Source organism: Ralstonia pickettii, from assembly GCF_016466415.2.
Lineage (GTDB): Bacteria > Pseudomonadota > Gammaproteobacteria > Burkholderiales > Burkholderiaceae > Ralstonia > Ralstonia pickettii.
In genome coordinates, this window is record NZ_CP066772.2 from 727,223 (window position 1) to 745,432 (window position 18,210).

The 18,210-nt window shown below is 64.9% G+C and carries 16 protein-coding genes and 1 riboswitch; of the genes, 11 read left to right on the forward strand and 5 right to left on the reverse strand.

Annotated features, from left to right (window positions below; genetic code table 11):
• Window positions 1–293 precede the first annotated feature (293 nt).
• Window positions 294–2,063: a phospholipase D-like domain-containing protein gene (locus tag RP6297_RS19510; protein ID WP_009240399.1), complete on the forward strand. Its 1,770-nt coding sequence runs from the start codon at window positions 294–296 to the stop codon at window positions 2,061–2,063.
• Between the two features lie 27 nt (window positions 2,064–2,090).
• Here the strand turns inward: RP6297_RS19510 and RP6297_RS19515 are convergent, their stop codons facing one another.
• Window positions 2,091–3,584 carry an acyl-CoA synthetase gene (locus RP6297_RS19515; RefSeq protein WP_009240400.1) on the reverse strand — a complete coding sequence of 498 codons (1,494 nt, stop codon included), beginning with the start codon at window positions 3,582–3,584 and terminating at the stop codon, window positions 2,091–2,093.
• 327 nt (window positions 3,585–3,911) lie between these two features.
• Window positions 3,912–3,989, forward strand: a riboswitch (Fluoride riboswitch).
• Window positions 3,990–4,066: 77 nt separating this feature from the next.
• Here RP6297_RS19515 and RP6297_RS19520 point away from each other — a divergent pair.
• Window positions 4,067–5,347: a voltage-gated chloride channel family protein gene (locus RP6297_RS19520; RefSeq protein ID WP_037028566.1), complete on the forward strand. Its 1,281-nt coding sequence runs from the start codon at window positions 4,067–4,069 to the stop codon at window positions 5,345–5,347.
• Window positions 5,348–5,386: 39 nt separating this feature from the next.
• On the opposite strand, the gene RP6297_RS19525 is transcribed toward RP6297_RS19520, so the two are convergent.
• The gene (locus RP6297_RS19525) at window positions 5,387–6,097 is read right to left on the reverse strand and encodes an IclR family transcriptional regulator (protein ID WP_009240402.1); all 711 of its coding nucleotides are present in this window, start codon (window positions 6,095–6,097) and stop codon (window positions 5,387–5,389) included.
• 169 nt (window positions 6,098–6,266) lie between these two features.
• Here RP6297_RS19525 and RP6297_RS19530 point away from each other — a divergent pair, with 169 nt between their 5' ends.
• The 8 genes from RP6297_RS19530 to RP6297_RS19560 all read left to right on the forward strand — a co-directional run bounded on the left by RP6297_RS19530 (window position 6,267) and on the right by RP6297_RS19560 (window position 14,176).
• Window positions 6,267–6,965, forward strand: a complete 699-nt coding sequence (locus RP6297_RS19530) for an RraA family protein (RefSeq protein ID WP_009240403.1) — start codon at window positions 6,267–6,269, stop codon at window positions 6,963–6,965.
• Window positions 6,965–7,915: an NAD(P)-dependent oxidoreductase gene (locus RP6297_RS19535; RefSeq protein WP_009240404.1), complete on the forward strand. Its 951-nt coding sequence runs from the start codon at window positions 6,965–6,967 to the stop codon at window positions 7,913–7,915. Before RP6297_RS19530 ends, RP6297_RS19535 begins: the two co-directional genes overlap by 1 nt.
• Window positions 7,916–7,920: 5 nt before the next feature.
• Window positions 7,921–8,871, forward strand: a complete 951-nt coding sequence (locus tag RP6297_RS19540) for an SMP-30/gluconolactonase/LRE family protein (protein ID WP_009276998.1) — start codon at window positions 7,921–7,923, stop codon at window positions 8,869–8,871.
• Between the two features lie 62 nt (window positions 8,872–8,933).
• Entirely contained in the window at window positions 8,934–10,298 is a 1,365-nt protein-coding gene (locus tag RP6297_RS19545) for an MFS transporter (protein WP_009240406.1), read from the forward strand.
• Window positions 10,299–10,374: 76 nt separating this feature from the next.
• Complete coding sequence (locus tag RP6297_RS19550; RefSeq protein ID WP_009240407.1) at window positions 10,375–11,700, forward strand: MFS transporter; 1,326 nt, start codon at window positions 10,375–10,377, stop codon at window positions 11,698–11,700.
• A gap of 2 nt (window positions 11,701–11,702) precedes the next feature.
• The gene (locus tag RP6297_RS19555) at window positions 11,703–12,632 is read left to right on the forward strand and encodes an amidohydrolase family protein (RefSeq protein WP_009276997.1); all 930 of its coding nucleotides are present in this window, start codon (window positions 11,703–11,705) and stop codon (window positions 12,630–12,632) included.
• Window positions 12,633–12,661: 29 nt separating this feature from the next.
• The gene (locus RP6297_RS22730) at window positions 12,662–12,784 is read left to right on the forward strand and encodes a hypothetical protein (RefSeq protein ID WP_255211629.1); all 123 of its coding nucleotides are present in this window, start codon (window positions 12,662–12,664) and stop codon (window positions 12,782–12,784) included.
• Window positions 12,785–12,871: 87 nt separating this feature from the next.
• Window positions 12,872–14,176 carry an O-acetylhomoserine aminocarboxypropyltransferase/cysteine synthase family protein gene (locus RP6297_RS19560; RefSeq protein ID WP_009240409.1) on the forward strand — a complete coding sequence of 435 codons (1,305 nt, stop codon included), beginning with the start codon at window positions 12,872–12,874 and terminating at the stop codon, window positions 14,174–14,176.
• A 22-nt stretch (window positions 14,177–14,198) separates the two neighbouring features.
• Here RP6297_RS19560 and RP6297_RS19565 read toward each other — a convergent pair whose 3' ends face one another.
• From RP6297_RS19565 to RP6297_RS19575, 3 genes are all read right to left on the reverse strand, one after another.
• Entirely contained in the window at window positions 14,199–15,575 is a 1,377-nt protein-coding gene (locus RP6297_RS19565) for an amino acid permease (RefSeq protein WP_009240410.1), read from the reverse strand.
• A gap of 99 nt (window positions 15,576–15,674) precedes the next feature.
• Entirely contained in the window at window positions 15,675–15,839 is a 165-nt protein-coding gene (locus tag RP6297_RS19570) for a hypothetical protein (RefSeq protein ID WP_009276996.1), read from the reverse strand.
• Window positions 15,840–15,926: 87 nt separating this feature from the next.
• Window positions 15,927–17,444, reverse strand: a complete 1,518-nt coding sequence (locus tag RP6297_RS19575) for a sensor domain-containing diguanylate cyclase (RefSeq protein WP_009240411.1) — start codon at window positions 17,442–17,444, stop codon at window positions 15,927–15,929.
• Window positions 17,445–17,738: 294 nt separating this feature from the next.
• Between RP6297_RS19575 and RP6297_RS19580 the strand changes: the two genes are divergently transcribed.
• Window positions 17,739–17,933: a hypothetical protein gene (locus RP6297_RS19580; RefSeq protein WP_009240412.1), complete on the forward strand. Its 195-nt coding sequence runs from the start codon at window positions 17,739–17,741 to the stop codon at window positions 17,931–17,933.
• The last annotated feature ends 277 nt before the right edge of the window (window positions 17,934–18,210 follow it).

Here is an 18,210-nt window from a genome sequence, read left to right on the forward strand (position 1 = left end):
GGGGCAGTAAGTCCGTTCCGTGACAAATTTCTGTCATAACTTACGTGTAACTTACACGGGCGAGGAGAGGTCACCCCTCACGTTCTCATCGTACGCAGCGGCTTCCGCTGCGTTTTTTTTTGCTTTATGGGGCACATGCGTGTTGGCCGATCTGCAGATCGGATTGAAACCGCTTTGAAGTCGCCGCCTGCCAACCCGCATGGCAGCTAGGTTTTGGTACCCTGCGTCAGACTGTTGTCACAATCGCGGTGCTAACTGGCCGGATGCATTGCCACCCCAAGGAGGCTCCTCTCATGGCGACATCCGTCGATTCATTCCAGGTGAAGGTGTATCAGGGCGACAGCGCGGTGCTGTTCGCCTTTGATGTGGCCGATGCCGATCGCGCCGATCTGGCCGGTTTTGCCATTCAATGCACGCCGCAGGGCGGGGCGCCATATTGGGTGCCCAACCGGCTGACTTTCGACACGCCCATCCATGCAGACGCGCCGCTGAAGGCCGGCAAGTACGCCGATTCCATCGACGCGCCGTTCCAGTCGTTTCACTGGGTCCACTTTCCGCCGCATGCTGCCGCGCAACTGACTTACACCGTGCACGCGCGCTACTTCGTGTCGACGGACCCCGTGCAGCTGGAGACGCGCGCGACGCGCATCGTCACGGTCACGCTGCAGCAGCCGATGAGCGATTGGGCCACCGTCGGCATGGTGCGCGGGTATGTGTCGTCGCAGGCGTTCATCGACCACTACGGCTGCAACACGGCGCTGGCGCCCGACAAACGCGCGCAGACCAAATCGCCGCTGCTGTACGACACGCAGCCGTATCAGAACAAGTACGCCTACCTGGGGGCGACGGGTCGCCATCTCATCATCGATCTGCTGAACCAGTGCCACGCGTCCGACGGATACGGCATCGACGTGCTCGCCTACGACCTGGACGAACCGGACATCATCCGTGCCATTGCTTGGCTCGCGCAGAACGGTCGCAAGGTCCGCGTGATTCAGGACAACTATGTTGGCACCGGCGCCAACCCGGTGGGCCACGGCACCGACAACGCGTTTGAGACGCAGGCCGCCGAGTACTTCAAGCAGGCCGGCGCGGAGGTCCGCCGGACGCACCTGGCGCGGTTCCAGCACCACAAGGCGATCCTGCTGCGGGACGCGGCCGGCAAGCCGGTGCGCGTGCTGGCCGGTTCGGCCAACTTCTCGCTGCGCGGGTTGTACGTGCAGGCCAACAGCGTGCTGGTGTTCGAGCAAGACGCCGCGCAGCTCTACGCGCAGGTGTTCGAGCGTCTGTGGGGATGGATCGACCAGTACGGTGAGGACGCTGCGGGCAGCCGCAAGGTGGCCGCCGCCTTTCGCGCCGATGCGCTGGCTGCCAGCTGGCAGGCCGTGCCGCAAGGCGGCAAGCCGCGTGCGCGCTTCGGCTTCTCGCCGCATCAGACCGATGCGTTGCTCACGGAGGCCGCGGACCGCGTGAAGGGCGCGCTTTCGTCCGTGCTGTTTGCGGTGATGGCCACCGATGGCGGCGGCGCGATGCTGAACACGCTCGAGCAAGTGGTGCCGCACAAGGCTGGGTTGCTTTCGCTGGGCGTGATCGACAAACAGGGTGGTGTCGACGCCTTTGCCCCCGGCCGCGATGTGCCCTCGCAGACTGTGTCGTTTGCGTATTTGAAGGACGAAGCGCCAGCGCCGTTCAAGCAGGAAGTGGATGCCGGCACCGGCCAGCACATTCACCACAAGTTTGTCGTGTGCGATTTCAATGGCGATGAGCCGGTCGTGTTCTGCGGCTCGTCCAACCTGTCGAAGGGCGGGGAAGAGCAGAACGGCGACAGCCTGATCGCCATCTACGACCCGGCCATCGTCACGGCCTATGCGATCGAGGCCATCCGCCTGTTCGACCACTACCGCTTCCGCGCAAGCGAATCCAAGGCGACGGCCGACAAGCCGCTGGTGCTGAAGACGACCAGCGCATGGGCCGACCCGTACTACGATCCGCAGAACATCAAGTTCACGGAGCGCACGCTGTTCGCCAAGTCCGGCACTGCGCAGGAGGCGGCTGTCGCGTGATCGGCTCCGGTAGCGGTTCGTGCGCCGTCATACGCGCCGCTGCCGGTCGCCCCACCATGCATCGCGCAGGCGGCGCTTGGCGATCTTGCCGTTGTCGTCGCGCGGCAGCGCTGTGGTGAACTCGATCTGGCGCGGGATCTTGAAGCCGGCAATCTGGCCGCGCAGCCATTCGATCACGAACTCGGCCTGCAGGTCTTGGCGTTCGGTCTGCACCACGGCAACAAGCCGCTCGCCGTACTCGTCGCACGGCACGCCGAAGACCGCGCAGTCGACCACATCGGGGTGGCGCAGCAGCGCATGTTCGATCTCGGCCGGGTAGATGTTCACGCCGCCCGAGATGACCATGTCCGATGCGCGGTCGCACACATACAGATAGCCGTCGGCATCGAGGTAGCCCATGTCGCCGAGCGTGACCAGGCCGTCGCGCTCGATCTTGCTGCGCGCCTCATCGTTGCCGCGGTAGGTGAAATCGGGATAGGCGGGTTGGTGGCTATAGATCAGGCCGATCTCTCCGGTGGGGCAAGGCGTGCCGTCTTCACGCAGGATGCGCACGCGTGCGTCGCACACCGGGCGGCCGGCGCTGCCGGGGCGGGCGGCCGCCTCGCGCGGGTCCATCACGGTGATCATGCCGGTCTCGCTCGACGCATACGTTTCGTAGATGACGGGGCCGAGCCAGTCGATCATGCGGCGCTTGATCTCCGGCGCGCACGGTGCACCAGTGGACGCCACGAAGCGCAGCGAAGACAGGTCGTATCGGCTGCGTTCTTCGTCGGTCAGCTTGAGCAGGCGCACATACATGATCGGCACGAGGTAGACGGTGTCGATGCGGTAGCGCTCGATCTGCTCGAGCACGCGCAGGGCATCAAAGCGCGCGTTCACCACCAGCAACTCTGCCATCTGCGCGGCTTGCTGTGCGAAGAGGCTGGGTGCGCTGTGATAGAGCGGCGCCGGCACCAGCGCACGGCAGCCCGGCACGATGCCGAAGGTTGCAGCCACCACGGCGCGTGCCTTCTGCAGATGCGCCTCGAGCTGATCGAGCGGTACGGCCTGGCGTACCACGCCCTTGGGCCGGCCCGTGGTGCCCGAGGTATAGGCCATGTGCCCGCGCGGAGAAACGATCGGCCCGTCGTACGGCGTCTGCAGCGCAAGCCAGTTTGCATAGCCGTCGGCGCGGTCGGTGCCTTCTGCATCCACGCGCAGCAGCTGCACGTGTGCCGGTAGCAGCGGTTCTGCCGCATCGACGAGGTCGCGATGGCCGATCAATACCTTGGCACCCGAATCGCGCACCAGAAACTCCACCTCGGCCGGCGTGAAGTGCCAGTTGATCGGGCAGAAGTAGCACCCTGCGATGCGGCAGGCGTGCATCACGTCGATGTAGGCGGGTGCATTGCGCAGCAGTACGCCGATCACGTCGCCCTCCTGCACGCCCATGCGGCGCAAACCGCCGGCAAGGGCGGCACCGCGCGCGAGCAGCGTATCGGCATCGGTCGGGCGATCGTCGAAGATCAGGTGGGCGGTCATGTGTGTCTCCTGCGCGAGGTCTCTTGGGGACGGTTGCTTAATCCATGCAGCATGCCGGATCGAACAGTATTGAACAATCCACGGCGAATTTCGCACACTGGTGAATGCGATTGGACAACGCTCTCCTTGGCCGCGTGAGCCGTGACACCGGAATTCGGTTTGAGGGGCAACCCGCCGATATCACCGCAGACCGCGTGAAAGGTCTGCGGCAGTAAGCTGCATGCCTGAAGCCAAAAAGCCCGCCCGGTGTGATGCGAGGCGGGCCTTTTTCTCGGGCGCGCGCGATTGTGCCCGGTTGTGACCGCGGCCGCCTTCAGGCACAATGCGCCCCGTTGTGGAGATGGCATGCCTCCCTTAACCGCCGGTCTGCGGATCACGCAACCGGCTGATGATGCCTACAAGTTCCTGGTCGAAGGAAGTTGTAGGCACGCGCCCAAACGACGTTCTGTCGCTCAGGTTTGAGTTCTTCGAATCTGGTCATCATGAAGAAAATGGCTACACGCTCCGAGCCGCTGCTCATGTTCGGGTATCTGCTGCGCTGGCTCTCGCTCGGTTCGCTCGTCGGCATGCTCGCCGGGCTTGGCTCTGCGGTGTTGCTGATGGCGCTCGATTGGGCAACCAACACGCGCACCGCACACCCTTGGCTGCTGTGGTTCCTGCCCGTGGCGGGCCTTGCCGTTGGCTTGCTCTATCACTACACGGGGCGCTCGGTGGAGGGGGGCAACAACCTACTGATCGACGAGATCCACGACCCGAAGCGGATCGTGCCCAAGCGCGTGGCGCCGCTCATCCTGCTGGGCACCGTTGTCACCCACATCTTTGGGGGGTCGGCCGGGCGTGAGGGCACGGCCGTTCAGATGGGCGGCAGTTTTGCGGACTACCTGACGCGGCTTTTCTCGCTGGCGCCCGCGGACCGGCGCATCTTGCTGATGGCGGGCATCAGTGCGGGTTTCGCATCGGTCTTCGGCACGCCGCTGGCCGGCGCCGTGTTCGGGCTGGAGGTGCTCGCGATCGGCCGTCTGCGTTATGACGCGATCCTCCCGTGCTTCATCGCGGCCATCATGGGCGACCTGGTGCCGCCGTTGCTGGGCGTGCACCACACGCCGTATGCGATTCCGTTTGTGCCGCATCTCACGCCCATCGCGATCGGCCTGGTGGTGGTGGCCGGCATCGTCTTCGGTCTTGCGGGCATGACATTCGCGGCGCTCACGCACCGGCTCAGCCGCCTGTTGAAGCATCACATCGCCTTTGGGCCGCTTCGCCCCGTGCTGGGCGGCAGCGTGGTCGTGGCGGCGGCCTTGGCGCTGGGGACGGACAAATATCTCGGCCTCGGCATTCCGGTCATCGTGGATGCGTTCCACACGCCGCTGCCGGCGTACGACTTTGCCGGCAAGGCGGCGTTCACGATCGTGACGCTGGCGTCCGGCTTCAAGGGCGGCGAGGTCACGCCGCTGTTCTACATCGGCGCCACGCTGGGCAATGCGTTGGGTTACGTGCTGCCGCTGCCGTTCCCGCTGCTGGCGGGCCTGGGCTTCGTTGCCGTGTTTGCGGGTGCCGCCAATACGCCCATCGCGTCGACCTTGATGGCGATGGAACTCTTCGGCCCCGAAGTCGGCACGTTTGCCGGCATTGCCTGCGTGGTGAGCTATCTCTTCTCGGGCCACACCGGCATCTATCACGCGCAGCGCATTGGCCATGCGAAGCGCTCTACCGAAGCAGCGCCGGCAGGGCAGGTTCCGGCCGAATCCGCCGAGCGCCCTTAGCACTGCGATGCGCGCTCGGCTTCGAGCAGCGTCTTCACGTCACGCGCCGTAGAGGCGTTCGCACAATGCCGTACTTGCGCCGAGCTTGCGCGACAGCTCGGACGCTGCCTGCAACTGCTTCGCGACGAAATCGCCGGTGGTGCGCGCCGCTTCGAGCCGTGAGGCTGCGCCCGATAGTGTGAGCGCGGCCATGAACTTGTCGCCGGAGCCGAAGACGGGCGTGGCAAATGCTGCCGTGTGCTGATCGCGCGCGCCGGAGGTGAACAGCGGTAATTCGGGCGTGCCGTCATACAGCGCTTCACCCAGCCCCCAGTAACGCAGCACATGGCTGATGGCCGTGTCGTCCAGCGGCAGCGACGTGCCGGGCAGCCGCGTCTCGCGCAGACCTTCCGACGGTTCAGCGCGGAACAGGCACAGGCGCCGCCCGTGATCGATGACGTAGTACGATGCGCTCTCTCGCGTGGCTGCCGCCAGCGCGTGCAGCACCGGCTCCACCACCGAAGACAGGTGGAACGACTGCTCGTAGAGCTTGCCGAGGTACAGCAGGCGCGGTCCGAGCGAGTACGCGCCGGACTCGGAGCGGGTGACATAGCTCATGCGCTCCAGCGAGTTCATCAGCCGATACACCGTGGTCTTGTGCATGCCCGACGCTTGCGCGAGGGCCGCGAGTGACAGGGCTTCCGCCCCGGGCTTGAAGCAATCCAGCAAGGCCAGCGCCTTTTCCACTGCGGCAACGCCGTCATTCCCCATTCCGTCTCTCCGAACTCACGAACGGCAGAATTGTACTCTGTACAACGTCGTTGTATCTGGCGAAAGGGTAAACGCTAGTGGATCGACCCGCTTGCCGTGGCTATAGTGGTTTCACTGAGTACACCCGTGTTGTACATAGTACAACTTCACAGTCTGAGGCAGGTTTTTCATGAGTACCCTTTCGCACAACATTTCCGCCATCGTTCGCGATATCGAGCGCGTTTCACCCGCGCTGGTCGAGGCGGCGGCCCGCTTCCAGGCAGCCATCCTCGCTGACGTTGCCGGCCGCCGTGGCACCTTGAACTGTCGCGTCAAACCGCTCGCGCCGACCATGAAAGTGGCCGGGCCGGCTGTAACGGTCGAAGTTCGCCCGGGCGACAACCTCGCCATCCATGCCGCCCTGGCAGTCGCCAAGCCCGGCGATGTGATTGTGGTGGACGGCAAGGGTGACCAGAGTTGCGCGCTGATCGGCGAGATCATGGCCACGCAGGCGCACGCCACCGGCATCGCCGGTTTTGTGATCGACGGCGCGGTGCGCGATTCGCACGAGTTGGCGAATGGCACGTTCCCGATTTTCTCTGCCGGCTTGAACCCGTGCGGGCCGACCAAGAGCGTTGCTGGCCGCGTGAACCTGCCCGTGTCCGCCGCCGGCGCGACGGTGCATCCGGGTGACCTGGTGGTGGGCGATGCGGATGGCGTGGTCGTGATCCCGCGTGCCGACGTTGAGCGCATTCTCGTGCTCGCACAGAAAAAGGTGGACGCCGAAGCGGCCCGCATTGCGGCGATCCGCAAGGGCGATACGCGCCCCGGCTGGCTCGAGAAAGAACTGCGCGCGGCGGGCATGCTGGCCGAAGGCGAGGCACTGTAATGAGCACGACTGCAACCAAGCCTGTCCTGCTCGTCACGGCGGCTGACCTGGCACCCGAGGCGTTGGACATGCTGGGCGATTTCGAAGTCGTGTTTGCCGGCAAGCAACCCACCGAAGACGACATCGTTGCGCTCTGCGCCCGGCACAAGCCTGTGGCAATCATCGTGCGCTACGGCAAGATCAACGCCCGCATCATGGATGCAGCCGCCGGCAACCTGCAGGTGATCTCGAAGCACGGCAGCGGTATCGACGTCATCGATCAGGACGCCGCCGCGGCGCGTGGCATTGCTGTGCGCGCTGCCGTAGGTGCTAACGCGGCGGCCGTGGCCGAACATGCGTGGGCGTTGATTCTGGCCTGTGCAAAGTCCGTCCCGCAGCTCGACGCGCGCATGCGTGCCGGGCATTGGGACAAGGCGACGCACAAGTCGATCGAACTGGATGGCCGCACGCTTGGCCTGGTCGGCCTGGGTGCGATCGGGCGCCGGACTGCTGCCATCGGCCTGGCGTTCGGGATGAAGGTTCTTGCATTCGACCCGTACACGAAAGAGGCGCCGGCAGGCGTCCAGCTGGTGGCGCTCGGTGAGTTGTACGCGCAGTCTGACGTGGTCTCGCTGCACTGTCCGTTGACCGCCGAGAACCGCAAGATGCTGAACCGCGACGCGTTCAGCTGCTTCAAGCCCGGCGCGATTCTGGTCAACACGGCGCGCGGTGGCCTCATTGACGAAGCCGCGCTGGTGGAAGCGCTGGCCAACGGCCGACTCCGTGCGGCGGGGCTCGACAGCTTCGACGTGGAACCGATGACCGCACCGCACCCGTTCCAGGGCGTTGCGAACATCATTCTGTCGCCGCACATCGGCGGCGTGAGCGACGCGGCCTACTTGAACATGGGTAAGGGCGCCGCGGCCAATGTGCTCGCGGTGATCGAGGAACGTGCCCGCACGGCGGCGTGATGTCCATGTTCCTGCTTTCCCCACCGGCGGTGCGTGAAGCCGAAGTCTTCACGCGCATGCCTGCCAAGTTTCGCAAGCCCGATGTCCAGACGGAATGGGCACGCGCCAATCGCGGCGGGCAAGCCACCGACTCGTTTCTCGAAGGACCGGTGTGGTGCCCGGACGGCCGCGGCCACGGTCATCTGTACGTGACGGATATCCCGCACGGCCGCGTCTTCCGCATCTCGATGGTGGGCGATTGGGAACTGGTGACCGAATACGACGGCGAGCCCAACGGCATGAAGTTCGTCGACGATGCGCACCTGCTCATCACCGACTACCGCAACGGGCTGATGCTGCTCGACATCAAGCGCGGCGAAGTCACGCCGTATCTTGAGCGCCGCAACTCCGAGCGCTTCAAGGGCGTGAACGACCTGACGTTCGATTCGCACGGCAACCTGTACTTCACCGACCAGGGCCAGACCGGCCTGCAAGACCCGACGGGGCGCGTCTATCGCCTCTCGCCGGAAGGCAGGCTCGACATGCTGCTCGGCAATTGCCCCAGCCCCAACGGGCTCGTGCTGTCGCCCGACGAGAAAGTGCTCTACGTCGCCATGACGCGCGGCAACTGCGTGTGGCGTGTGCCGTTGCAGGCCGATGGCTCTGTCAGCAAGGTCGGACAGTTCTTCACGTCGTACGGCCCGAGCGGCCCGGATGGTTTGACGATCGACACCGCGGGGCGGCTGTTCGTGGCCAACCCCGGACTCGGCCGCGCATGGGTGCTGAACCATCGTGCGGAGCCGGACATGATCTTGACCAGCCCCAAAGGTGCATCACTCACGAACCTATGCTTCGGTGGCCCCGAAATGAAGACGCTCTTCATGACCGAATCGGTGTCCGGCACGGTGCTCAAGACCGAGATGGACATCGCCGGCCCGCTGCCGCATCGGGCAAAGCAGTCAAAAGTCACGCCCTAGCCCCAGCTCATCGATACCCGACCCTGAGTGCTCATAGAAGCGCGACGGAGGAGACCATGCAAATGTCCCAGACTTTGAGTGCCACCACGCCAGCGCATGGCGCGGATGTGCGCTCCGCCGCTACGCTGCCCGATGCGGACTACCAGGCGAGCGAACGCACGCTGGCCAAGGCGTTCCGCCGCATCCTGCCGTTCATCTTCGCCTGCTATGTGATCAGCTATCTCGATCGCACCAACGTGGGGTTTGCCGCGCTCACCATGAACAAGGACATTGGCCTGACCGCCGAGCAGTTCGGGTTCGGCGCGGGGCTGTTCTTCATCGGCTATTTCCTGTTCGAGATCCCGAGCAACCTCATCATGCAGAAGGTAGGGGCGCGCATCTGGATCGCGCGGATCATGATCACGTGGGGCATCTTCTCGATGGCCACGGCGTTTGTGGTCGGGCCAAAGAGTTTTGCGGCTGCGCGCTTTCTGCTGGGCCTTGCCGAAGCAGGCTTCACGCCGGGCATCTACCTGTACTTCACGCACTGGTTTCCGGGCAAGTGGCGCGCCAAGGTGACGGCGGCCTTCCTGGTGGGCATTCCGGTGGCGAACATGATCGGCTCACCCTTTTCCGGCGCGTTGCTCGAACTCGGCGGCCTGCATGGGCTGCGCAGTTGGCAATGGCTGTTGCTGATCGAAGGGCTGCCGGCCGTGCTGCTCGGTATTGCGTGCCTGTTCGTGCTGGCGGATCGGCCTGAAAAGGCCAAATGGCTCACCGACGATGAGAAGGCCGTGCTCGCGCGCCGCCTCGCCATGGAACAGCGCGCCATCGCCAGCAAGCACGGCACGACCCTGCGCGATGCGATGACCAACTGGCGCGTCTTCGTGCTGGCGTTTATCAACTTCTGCGGCATCGTGGGCTCCATCGGCGTGGGCCTCTGGATGCCGCAGATCATCAAGCAGTTTGGCGTCGAGCACACCGTGGTCGGCTGGCTGACGGCCATCCCATATGCCCTGGGTGCGGTGGTCATGCTGTGGTGGGCCCGCATGGCGAACCGCGCGCAGAACCGCGTCCCGTATGTGGCTGCCGCGCTGGTGGTTGCAGCAGTGGCGCTTGCGGCCAGCACGGCCTTGGATGCACCGGCGCTCAAGCTCGCCGCGCTGTGCCTGACGGTGAGCGGCATCCTCGCGTTCCAGGCCACGTTCTGGGCGATTCCGTCCACCTTCCTCACGGGCCGCGCGGCTGCGGGCGGGCTGGCGCTGATCGTTTCCGTCGGCAACCTTGGCGGCTTTGTCGGCCCGTCGATGGTCGGTGCCATCAAGCAGTTCTCGCAGGGCTTTACCGCGCCGCTGCTGGCGGTGTCGGCGGTGCTGCTCATCGGAGCGCTGTCCATCGCTTGGCTGGGCGACCCCGGCGCCGATGCCGGTGAAGCTGCAACACGCTGATCGCGCAATCGCAGTACCTTTCTTACTAGACATTCAAACAGCGCCGCGCAGCAGACGTCGGCACCAGGAGACACACATGCAAGTGACGGGCAGTACCGGTGTGACGGAAATCGAGCAGCGGACCCTGCGCAAGGTGGTCTGGCGGCTCGTGCCGTTTCTCATGCTCTGCTACCTGCTGGCCTTCATCGACCGCGGCAACGTGGGCATGGCCTCGCTGCAGATGAACCATGACCTTGGGCTGACAGCACGCGTATTCGGGTTCGGCAGCAGCCTCTTCTTCGTGTCGTATTTCTTCTTCGAGGTACCGAGCAATCTGGCGCTGCAACGCTACGGCGCGCGCATCTGGATCGCGCGGATCATGATCACGTGGGGTCTGATCTCGGCTGCGACGGCACTGGTGAGCGGCCCGGCATCGTTCTATGCGCTGCGCTTCCTGCTGGGCGCGGCGGAGGCAGGGTTCTTTCCCGGCGTGCTGCTGTACCTCTCGTACTGGATTCCGGCAACGCATCGCGCGCGTATTGTGGCGACGTTCATGGTCGCGATTCCGGCGGCGAGCTTCATCGGCTCGCCCATCTCCGCCGTGCTGCTGCAGATGGACGGGTTTGCCGGCCTGCGCGGCTGGCATTGGCTGTTCATCCTCGAAGGCATTCCCACGGTGCTGCTGGGCATCGCCTGCTTGCGGGTGCTGACCAATCGGCCGGAGGAAGCCAAGTGGCTGTCGAACGAAGAGCGCCAGTGGCTCACAAATACGTTGGCCGGTGAAGCGCGCGGGCCGAAGAAAGTCGCGCAGATGCCGCTGTTTAAGCTGTTCTGCAATCGCTACGTGCTGTGCCTCGCGCTGGTGGACGTGTGCGCATCGGCCGCCGGCAGCACGCTGTCTGTGTGGCAGCCGCAGCTGCTGAAATCGTTCGGGTTGACCGTCATGCAGACGGGGCTGCTCAACTCGGTGCCGTATGCGGTGGCATCGGTGCTGATGGTAGTTTGGGGCCGCCGCTCGGACCGCCTCAAGGAGCGCCGCTGGCATACCGCCATTCCCATGCTGCTGATCGGCCTGGGCCTGTTTGGCACGTCGCTCAGCGGCTCTCTCGTGCCGACCATGGTGATGCTGTGCGCGGTGCTGGTCGGGGCCTATTCGTTCAAGGGGCCGTTCTGGGCGCTGGCCTCCGGCATGCTCTCGAACAGTGCAGCCGCTGCGGGGCTGGCCACTATCAACGCGATTGCCAACCTCATCGGCGGCGGCCTGATGGTGAACGTGTACGGCTGGGTCAAGCAGGCCACCGGCAGCTATGCGCTGGCATTGATGCCGCTGGCGTTGCTGACGCTGGTGAGCGTGACGACGTTGCTGCTGCTTAGTCGCGCGAAGCCGGAAGCGCAGGTGCTGAACAAGACGGAGACGGCCTGATCATGCGCGCATTCAGCAGAAGGCGGTTCCTGCAGATGGCGGGTGCCAGTGCCGTGGCGGCCGCTGTTCCGGGGCTTACCGAAGCGGAAGAGCTGTGGTCCAGCGGTAGCGCCACGCCGACATTCAAGCTGCCGGCCGGCGCCGTGGATTGCCACATGCACATCTACGATGACCGATTCCCCAGCGCCCCAGGCACCACGCTGCGTCCGCCCAACGCGAGCATCGAGCAGTACCGCAAGGTGCAGGCCCGTTTGGGCATGCAGCGCAACGTGGTGGTCACGCCGTCGACGTACGGAACGGACAACCGTTGTACGCTGGATGCGCTCAAGCGTCTCGGGCCGAATGCGCGCGGTGTTGCGGTGGTCGATACGTCCGTGACGCAGGCACAGCTTGCCGAAATGCACGCGGCCGGTGTGCGGGCCATCCGCTTCAACCTGAGCTATCCGGGCGCTACCACCGTCGACATGCTCGCGCCGCTGGCGTCCCGCATCGGCGCGCTTGGGTGGCACATCGAACTGGTTGTGCAAGGCGCCAAGCTGCCCGCACTGGAGTCGCATCTGCTTGCGCTGCCATGTCCGCTCGTCATCGACCACATCGCACATGTTCCGCAGCCCGGTGGCATGCAGTCCGACGCTATGCGTACCGCGCAGCGCCTGGTCGACAAGGGGAACACGTGGATCACGCTGTCCGGTCCATATGTCGATTCCAAGGCGGGCGCGCCTGCCTATGCAGACGTAGAGCCAGTGGCGAAGGCATTCATCGACATGGCGCCCGAGCGGATGCTGTGGGGCACCGACTGGCCGCATCCGACCGAGAAGGCGCACAAGCCGGACGATGCCACGCTGGTAGATACGTTTGCCACGTGGATCGACCGTGCGGATTGGCAGCAGATGATCTTTGTGACGAATCCGGTCAAGCTTTACGGCTTTTGAGAACAAGAACTCAATGCGATTCCAGCGAGGTGCTCGCCGCGCTCGACGCCCTGGGCGTATTTGCCATCCTGGAGGTGCGGGACGCGGCGCTGCGCAAGTTGATCACACACTGGCAGAAGGAGCGCGCCGCGTGCGCCGGCAAGAGCGCCTGAGCGCATAACCAAAGACAAAAACGGTCGTTCGCGTCCTGAACGGCACCCCCTATGCTCGCCGGAGATCAATCCTCCGGAGACGCGACGATGACGCAGCAATCGCTCACCACGGCCCCTGCCTGGAAGCTCGACACGGTAGCCGTCCACGGCGGCTACAGCGCCGACCCCACCACGCGCGCGGTGGCCGTGCCGATCTATCAGACCGTCGCGTTCGCGTTTGACGACACGCAGCACGGCGCCGATCTGTTCGACCTGAAGGTGCCGGGCAACATCTACTCCCGCATCATGAACCCGACCAACGATGTGCTGGAGAAGCGCATCGCTGCGCTCGAAGGCGGCATCGGCGCGCTGGCGCTGGCGTCGGGCCAGGCGGCCGTCACATATGCGATCCAGACCATTGCGGAAGCGGGCGACAACATCGTCTCGGCCAGCACGTTGTACGGTGGCACCTACAACCTCTTTGCGCACACGCTGCCGCTGTCGGGCATCACCACGCGGTTTGCCGATCCGCGCGACCCCGCTTCATTCGAAGCGCTGATTGACGATCGCACCAAGGCCATCTTTGCCGAGACCGTCGGCAACCCGCTCGGCAACATCACCGACATTGCCGCGCTGGCCGAGATCGCGCACCGCCACGGCGTGCCGCTCATCGTCGATAACACCGTTCCCACACCGTACCTGACGCGGCCCTTCGAGCACGGCGCCGACATCGTCGTCCATTCGCTGACGAAGTACCTGGGCGGCCACGGCACGAGCCTGGGCGGCGCGATCGTCGATTCGGGCAAGTTTCCGTGGGCCAAGCACAAGGCGCGCTTCAAGCGGCTGAACGAGCCGGACGTCAGCTACCACGGTGTCGTCTATACGGAAGCGCTGGGCGACGCGGCGTATATCGGCCGCGCCCGCGTGGTGCCGCTGCGCAATACCGGGGCGGCGCTGTCGCCGTTCAACGCGTTCCTGATCCTGCAGGGCATCGAAACGCTGGGCCTGCGCATCGACCGCATCACGCAGAACGCCGCGCAGATCGCCCGGCATCTGCGGGGCCACGCCAAGGTGGAGTGGGTCAGCCACGCCAGCCTGGACGATCACCCCGACCACGCGCTCGTGCGCAAGTATCTGTCAGGCAAGGCGCCAGGGTTGCTCACGTTTGGGGTGAAGGGCGGTTTTGCTGCCGGGGCGCGTTTTCAGGATGCACTGCAGTTGTTCACGCGGCTGGTGAACATTGGCGACGCCAAGTCGCTCGCAACCCATCCGGCATCGACCACGCATCGGCAGCTGTCTGAAGCCGAGCTTGCCAAGGCTGGCGTGCGGCAGGAGACGATCCGGCTGTCGATCGGCATCGAGCACATCGATGATCTGCTGGCCGATCTGGATCAGGCGCTGGCGCAGGCTTGATGCCAGGGGCGCGGTCAGGCATTCACTGCCGGCCGCGCACCCACCGAAACACCACCGCCAGCACCACCAAAAATGGCACCCCCACCACCAGCGTCATCCGAAAATCGGGCATCCACGCGGTGCTGACGATGATGACCGCCATGGCGATCGCGCCAAGCGTGGTCAGTACCGGAAAACCCCACATGCGAAAGCGCAGTGCGCGGCCTTCGCGCTGCGCCGTGCGCCGGAAGCGCGCGTGCGTGACAAAGATGACGAGCCACGTAAACAGCGCACCGAACATCGCTAGCGACATCATCAACAGGAACGATTGCCCGGGCAGCACCACGCTCAGCACGGCCGCCAATGCTGCACCGGAACTGGACACCGCCAGCGCGCGCAGCGGCACGCCGCGTTGGCTCACCGCGCCCAACGCCTTGGGCGCCTGCCCGCCCCGCGCGAGGCTGAACAGCATGCGCGTCGATACATACAGTTGCGCGTTCATCGACGACAGCGCGGCCGTCAGCACCACGAAGTTCATCACGCCCGCGCCACCGGCGATACCGAGGATTTCCATCACCCGCACGAAGGGGCTCTTGCCCGTGCCGGCCTGCTGCCAAGGCACGACGGCGAGCATCAGTGCCAACGTGCAGAGGTAGAAGAACACCAGCCGGAACAGCGTTGAACGGAATGCGCTGGCGGCGGCAGCTTCCGGCTCGCGCGCCTCGCCGGCGGCCACGGCAATCAGCTCGATGCCGAAGAAGCTGAAGATGCTGACCACCGCGCCGAACCACACGCCATTCCATCCGTGCGGCAGAAAGCCGCCCGCGCTCACGTAGTTGTGAAAGCCGATCGGGCCGTCATCGGGTGCGCGATGGATGGCGTAGCTCGCCACCGCCAGGAACGCGACGATGGCCACCACCTTGATCATCGAGCACCAATATTCGGCCACGCCAAACACCTCGACGCTGCTTGCATTGATCCACACCAGCACGGCCGAAAACCCGACGATCCACACCCACGCCGGCACACCCGGAAACCAGTACCCCATGTAAACCGCCACCGCGGTCACTTCGGCGCCGATCACGAAGACCACTGCCGCCCAGTACGCATAGCGCACGAGGAAACCGGCAAGCGGGCTCACGTAGTGCTCGGCATACGCGCCGAACGAACCGGTAGTGGGATGGGCGACAACCATCTCGGCCAGGCACCCCATGAGCAGCAGGGCGATGAACGCCCCGATGGCGTAGCTGGCGATCACGCCCGGGCCGGCCAACTGAATGGCCGCCCCGCTGCCCAGGAACAGGCCGGTGCCGATCGCACTGCCGATGGCGATCATGGTGAGTTGCGCAGAAGAGAGGCGGTGCTGCAGGCCGCCTTCGCGTGCGGCCAGCGCTTCGAAGCTGCCGGTGGCCTTGGTCATGGTGTTGTCCTGGCTTGGGAAAAGGCCGGGATGATACGCCTTCCATGCAAGACGCCCCGCGCGGAGGCGGGGGCGTCTTGTGCAACGGGGCGGTACTGATCAGCGCGCCACGGGCTTGGCGTACTGGATCGGAACGTCTACCCGCGCCTGCGACAGCGTCTTCTTGAGTTGCGCACGCGCGTTCACGGCATCCCGCCACGCCGCAAATTGATGCTCGCGCGGCAGCGCAGACGTATCGAAGTGGGAATGCGGAGGTTTGCTCACGGCGGTTTCCTGAAAGCCCCGCGCATTGTGCAGAAGCGGTGGCCGATGATGGCATGCCCCCAAAGTGGGGTGCCCGACGGGTGTTGGCTAGACGACAGCCAGCTTGGGCCGCTCCTGCCTGGGCAGGACCACGTTGCGGCCGGCGGCCTTGGCTTCATACAGCCGTCCGTCGGCCAGCCGAACGAGGTCTTCCAGCGTGTCGTCTTCGGCGGCCACGCCCGAATGCACGGCCACGCCGATGCTCACCGTCAGCTTGCCGTATGCGCTTCCCGCGTTGGGCTCGTCAGCGGCCAAGACAGCGGCCCGAATGGCTTCAGCCACGCGCACGGCGCCGCTGAGGTCCGTATTGGGGAGCACGGCGCAGAACTCCTCGCCGCCGTAGCGGCCGGCAAAGTCGCCGGGGCGCTTGATGCTGTCGTTGATGCAGCGTGCCACCGTGCGCAGGGCGGTGTCGCCGGCGGCGTGGCCGTACCTGTCGTTGTAGGGTTTGAAGTCGTCAACGTCGATCATCAGCACCGCCATCGGGGTGTGATGCCGATTGGCGCGGCGCCACTCCACGTCGAGGGCGGAATCCAAGGCGCGGCGCGTGCCAAGTCCGGTCAGGCTGTCGGTATTGGCCAGCAGATGCAATTGCTGCTCCATCTCGAGCCGCTTGCGCAGCTGCTGCGCAAAGAGGAATGACAGCACGATGAACACCGCGTCAAGCATCAGCACGATGCCGCTGATCACCCACGCGCGCCGCCACCATTCAGCGTAGATGTCTTCGGTGGCAAGGCCAACGGTGACGATCAGCGGGTGGTCGCCGATATGGCGGAAGCTGAACAGCCTCTCGATACCGTCAATGCCCGCGATGTCCACATACGAGCCTTCTGGTGCGAGCAGCCGCTTCTGGAACGCGGTGGCATCGGCCAGGTTGCGGCCGATGAGCTTTTCGTTGTACGGGCGCCGCATGAGCAGCGTGCCGTCGGTGCGGATCAGCGTGACGGTGGCGTGGGGCCCCAGGTTGATGCCATCGAACAGCCGCCGAAAGTAGTTCAGCCGCAGCGTACCGACCACGATGCCGTTGAATTCGCCGTGCGGGCCGTTCAGGCGCCGGCTGAGTCCCAGCGATCGCTCGAGGCCGTTCGCGCGAGGGATGAACGGCTCGCTGATATACAGCCCGACGTCGTCGGAGGCTTGATGTACTAGGAAATAATCGCGGTCACCGAGGTAAATGTGCCGGGGCGGCACCGAGTGCGAATCGATGACCACGTCGCCGGCCTTGTCGGTCACCAGCAGCGAGCCCAGGTCCTGCGCATTGGTCGAACGGTCGAACAGCACGAGCTGGCGAACGTTGGGCGGCAGCGCCAGCATGGCGGGGTCGCGTACGCCGTCGATCACGGCCTGCAGCGAGAGGTCGTACACCTCGATGTTCCGGGCGATGTCGCGCTGCAGGATCAGCGCGAGGTTGTCGGCGGCATCGCGCGCGCGGGCCAGTGCGTCCGAGCGCATTTCCCAGAGCGAGAGCGCGGTCAGCGCGGCCAGCACCAGCGACAGCGCCGACGCGCCGATGATCAGCAGAGAAGGCCGCCGCAGGAGTGCACCAGTGGCGCGCTGTAAAGGCATGCGCAGAATTGTGAAAATATTGAAAACGATCGCTTCAATGGTGTACCGGACTCCTCCTTCCTACGCAATACTGTCTAAGACTTCGTCAGCATAGAAAACGTTTGCGGGTATCCATTCGATCCCGTTTGTGCAACGCTTTCTGGGGCGGCTGGCGCACGGTTTGCTGAGCATCGGCTGAGTGCCGCGCCCGTGGCGCCGAACCCACCGCCGGTCCGACATATGCCCATGCTGTCCTCCATGTCATCCTGTTAAGCCGGCTTTGCCTATTCTGGGTAAGCATCCTTGGAGAACGCCATGCCAGAGCCAGACGATCGCGCCTCACCCACCCCGGCGCCCGCCAACCCCCATCCGCCCGTGGCCGATACGCATGAGGAAGCCCTGCTCGACGAGGGCCTTGAGGAAACCTTTCCTGCGAGCGACCCGGTTTCCGTCGACGCCGGCAAGCCCGATGTGCCGCCCAAGGCGCCGGGGAGCGCGCCCAAACCGTAAAATGCGGACTGCGTGTCAACGAATCGGCTGCTTCAGCCGTATTACGTAGGCCGCAAACAACGTGCGAATCCAGCACACGGGCCGTCTGAAGCGCGGGTCGAGAGAAAACCGGCGCGCGCGACAAGCCCGTGCCGGTAGGCCAGGCTCCAATCAAGACGTCGATACCGTGCGGAGCGTGGTCTTCGGCGGTTTGTCTTGCCGCGCTCTCCCACTTCTTCGGGTCCGGATTCGCATATCGCTTCGACCCGGCACTCCGCCAAGCCAGCAGGATTTCGTT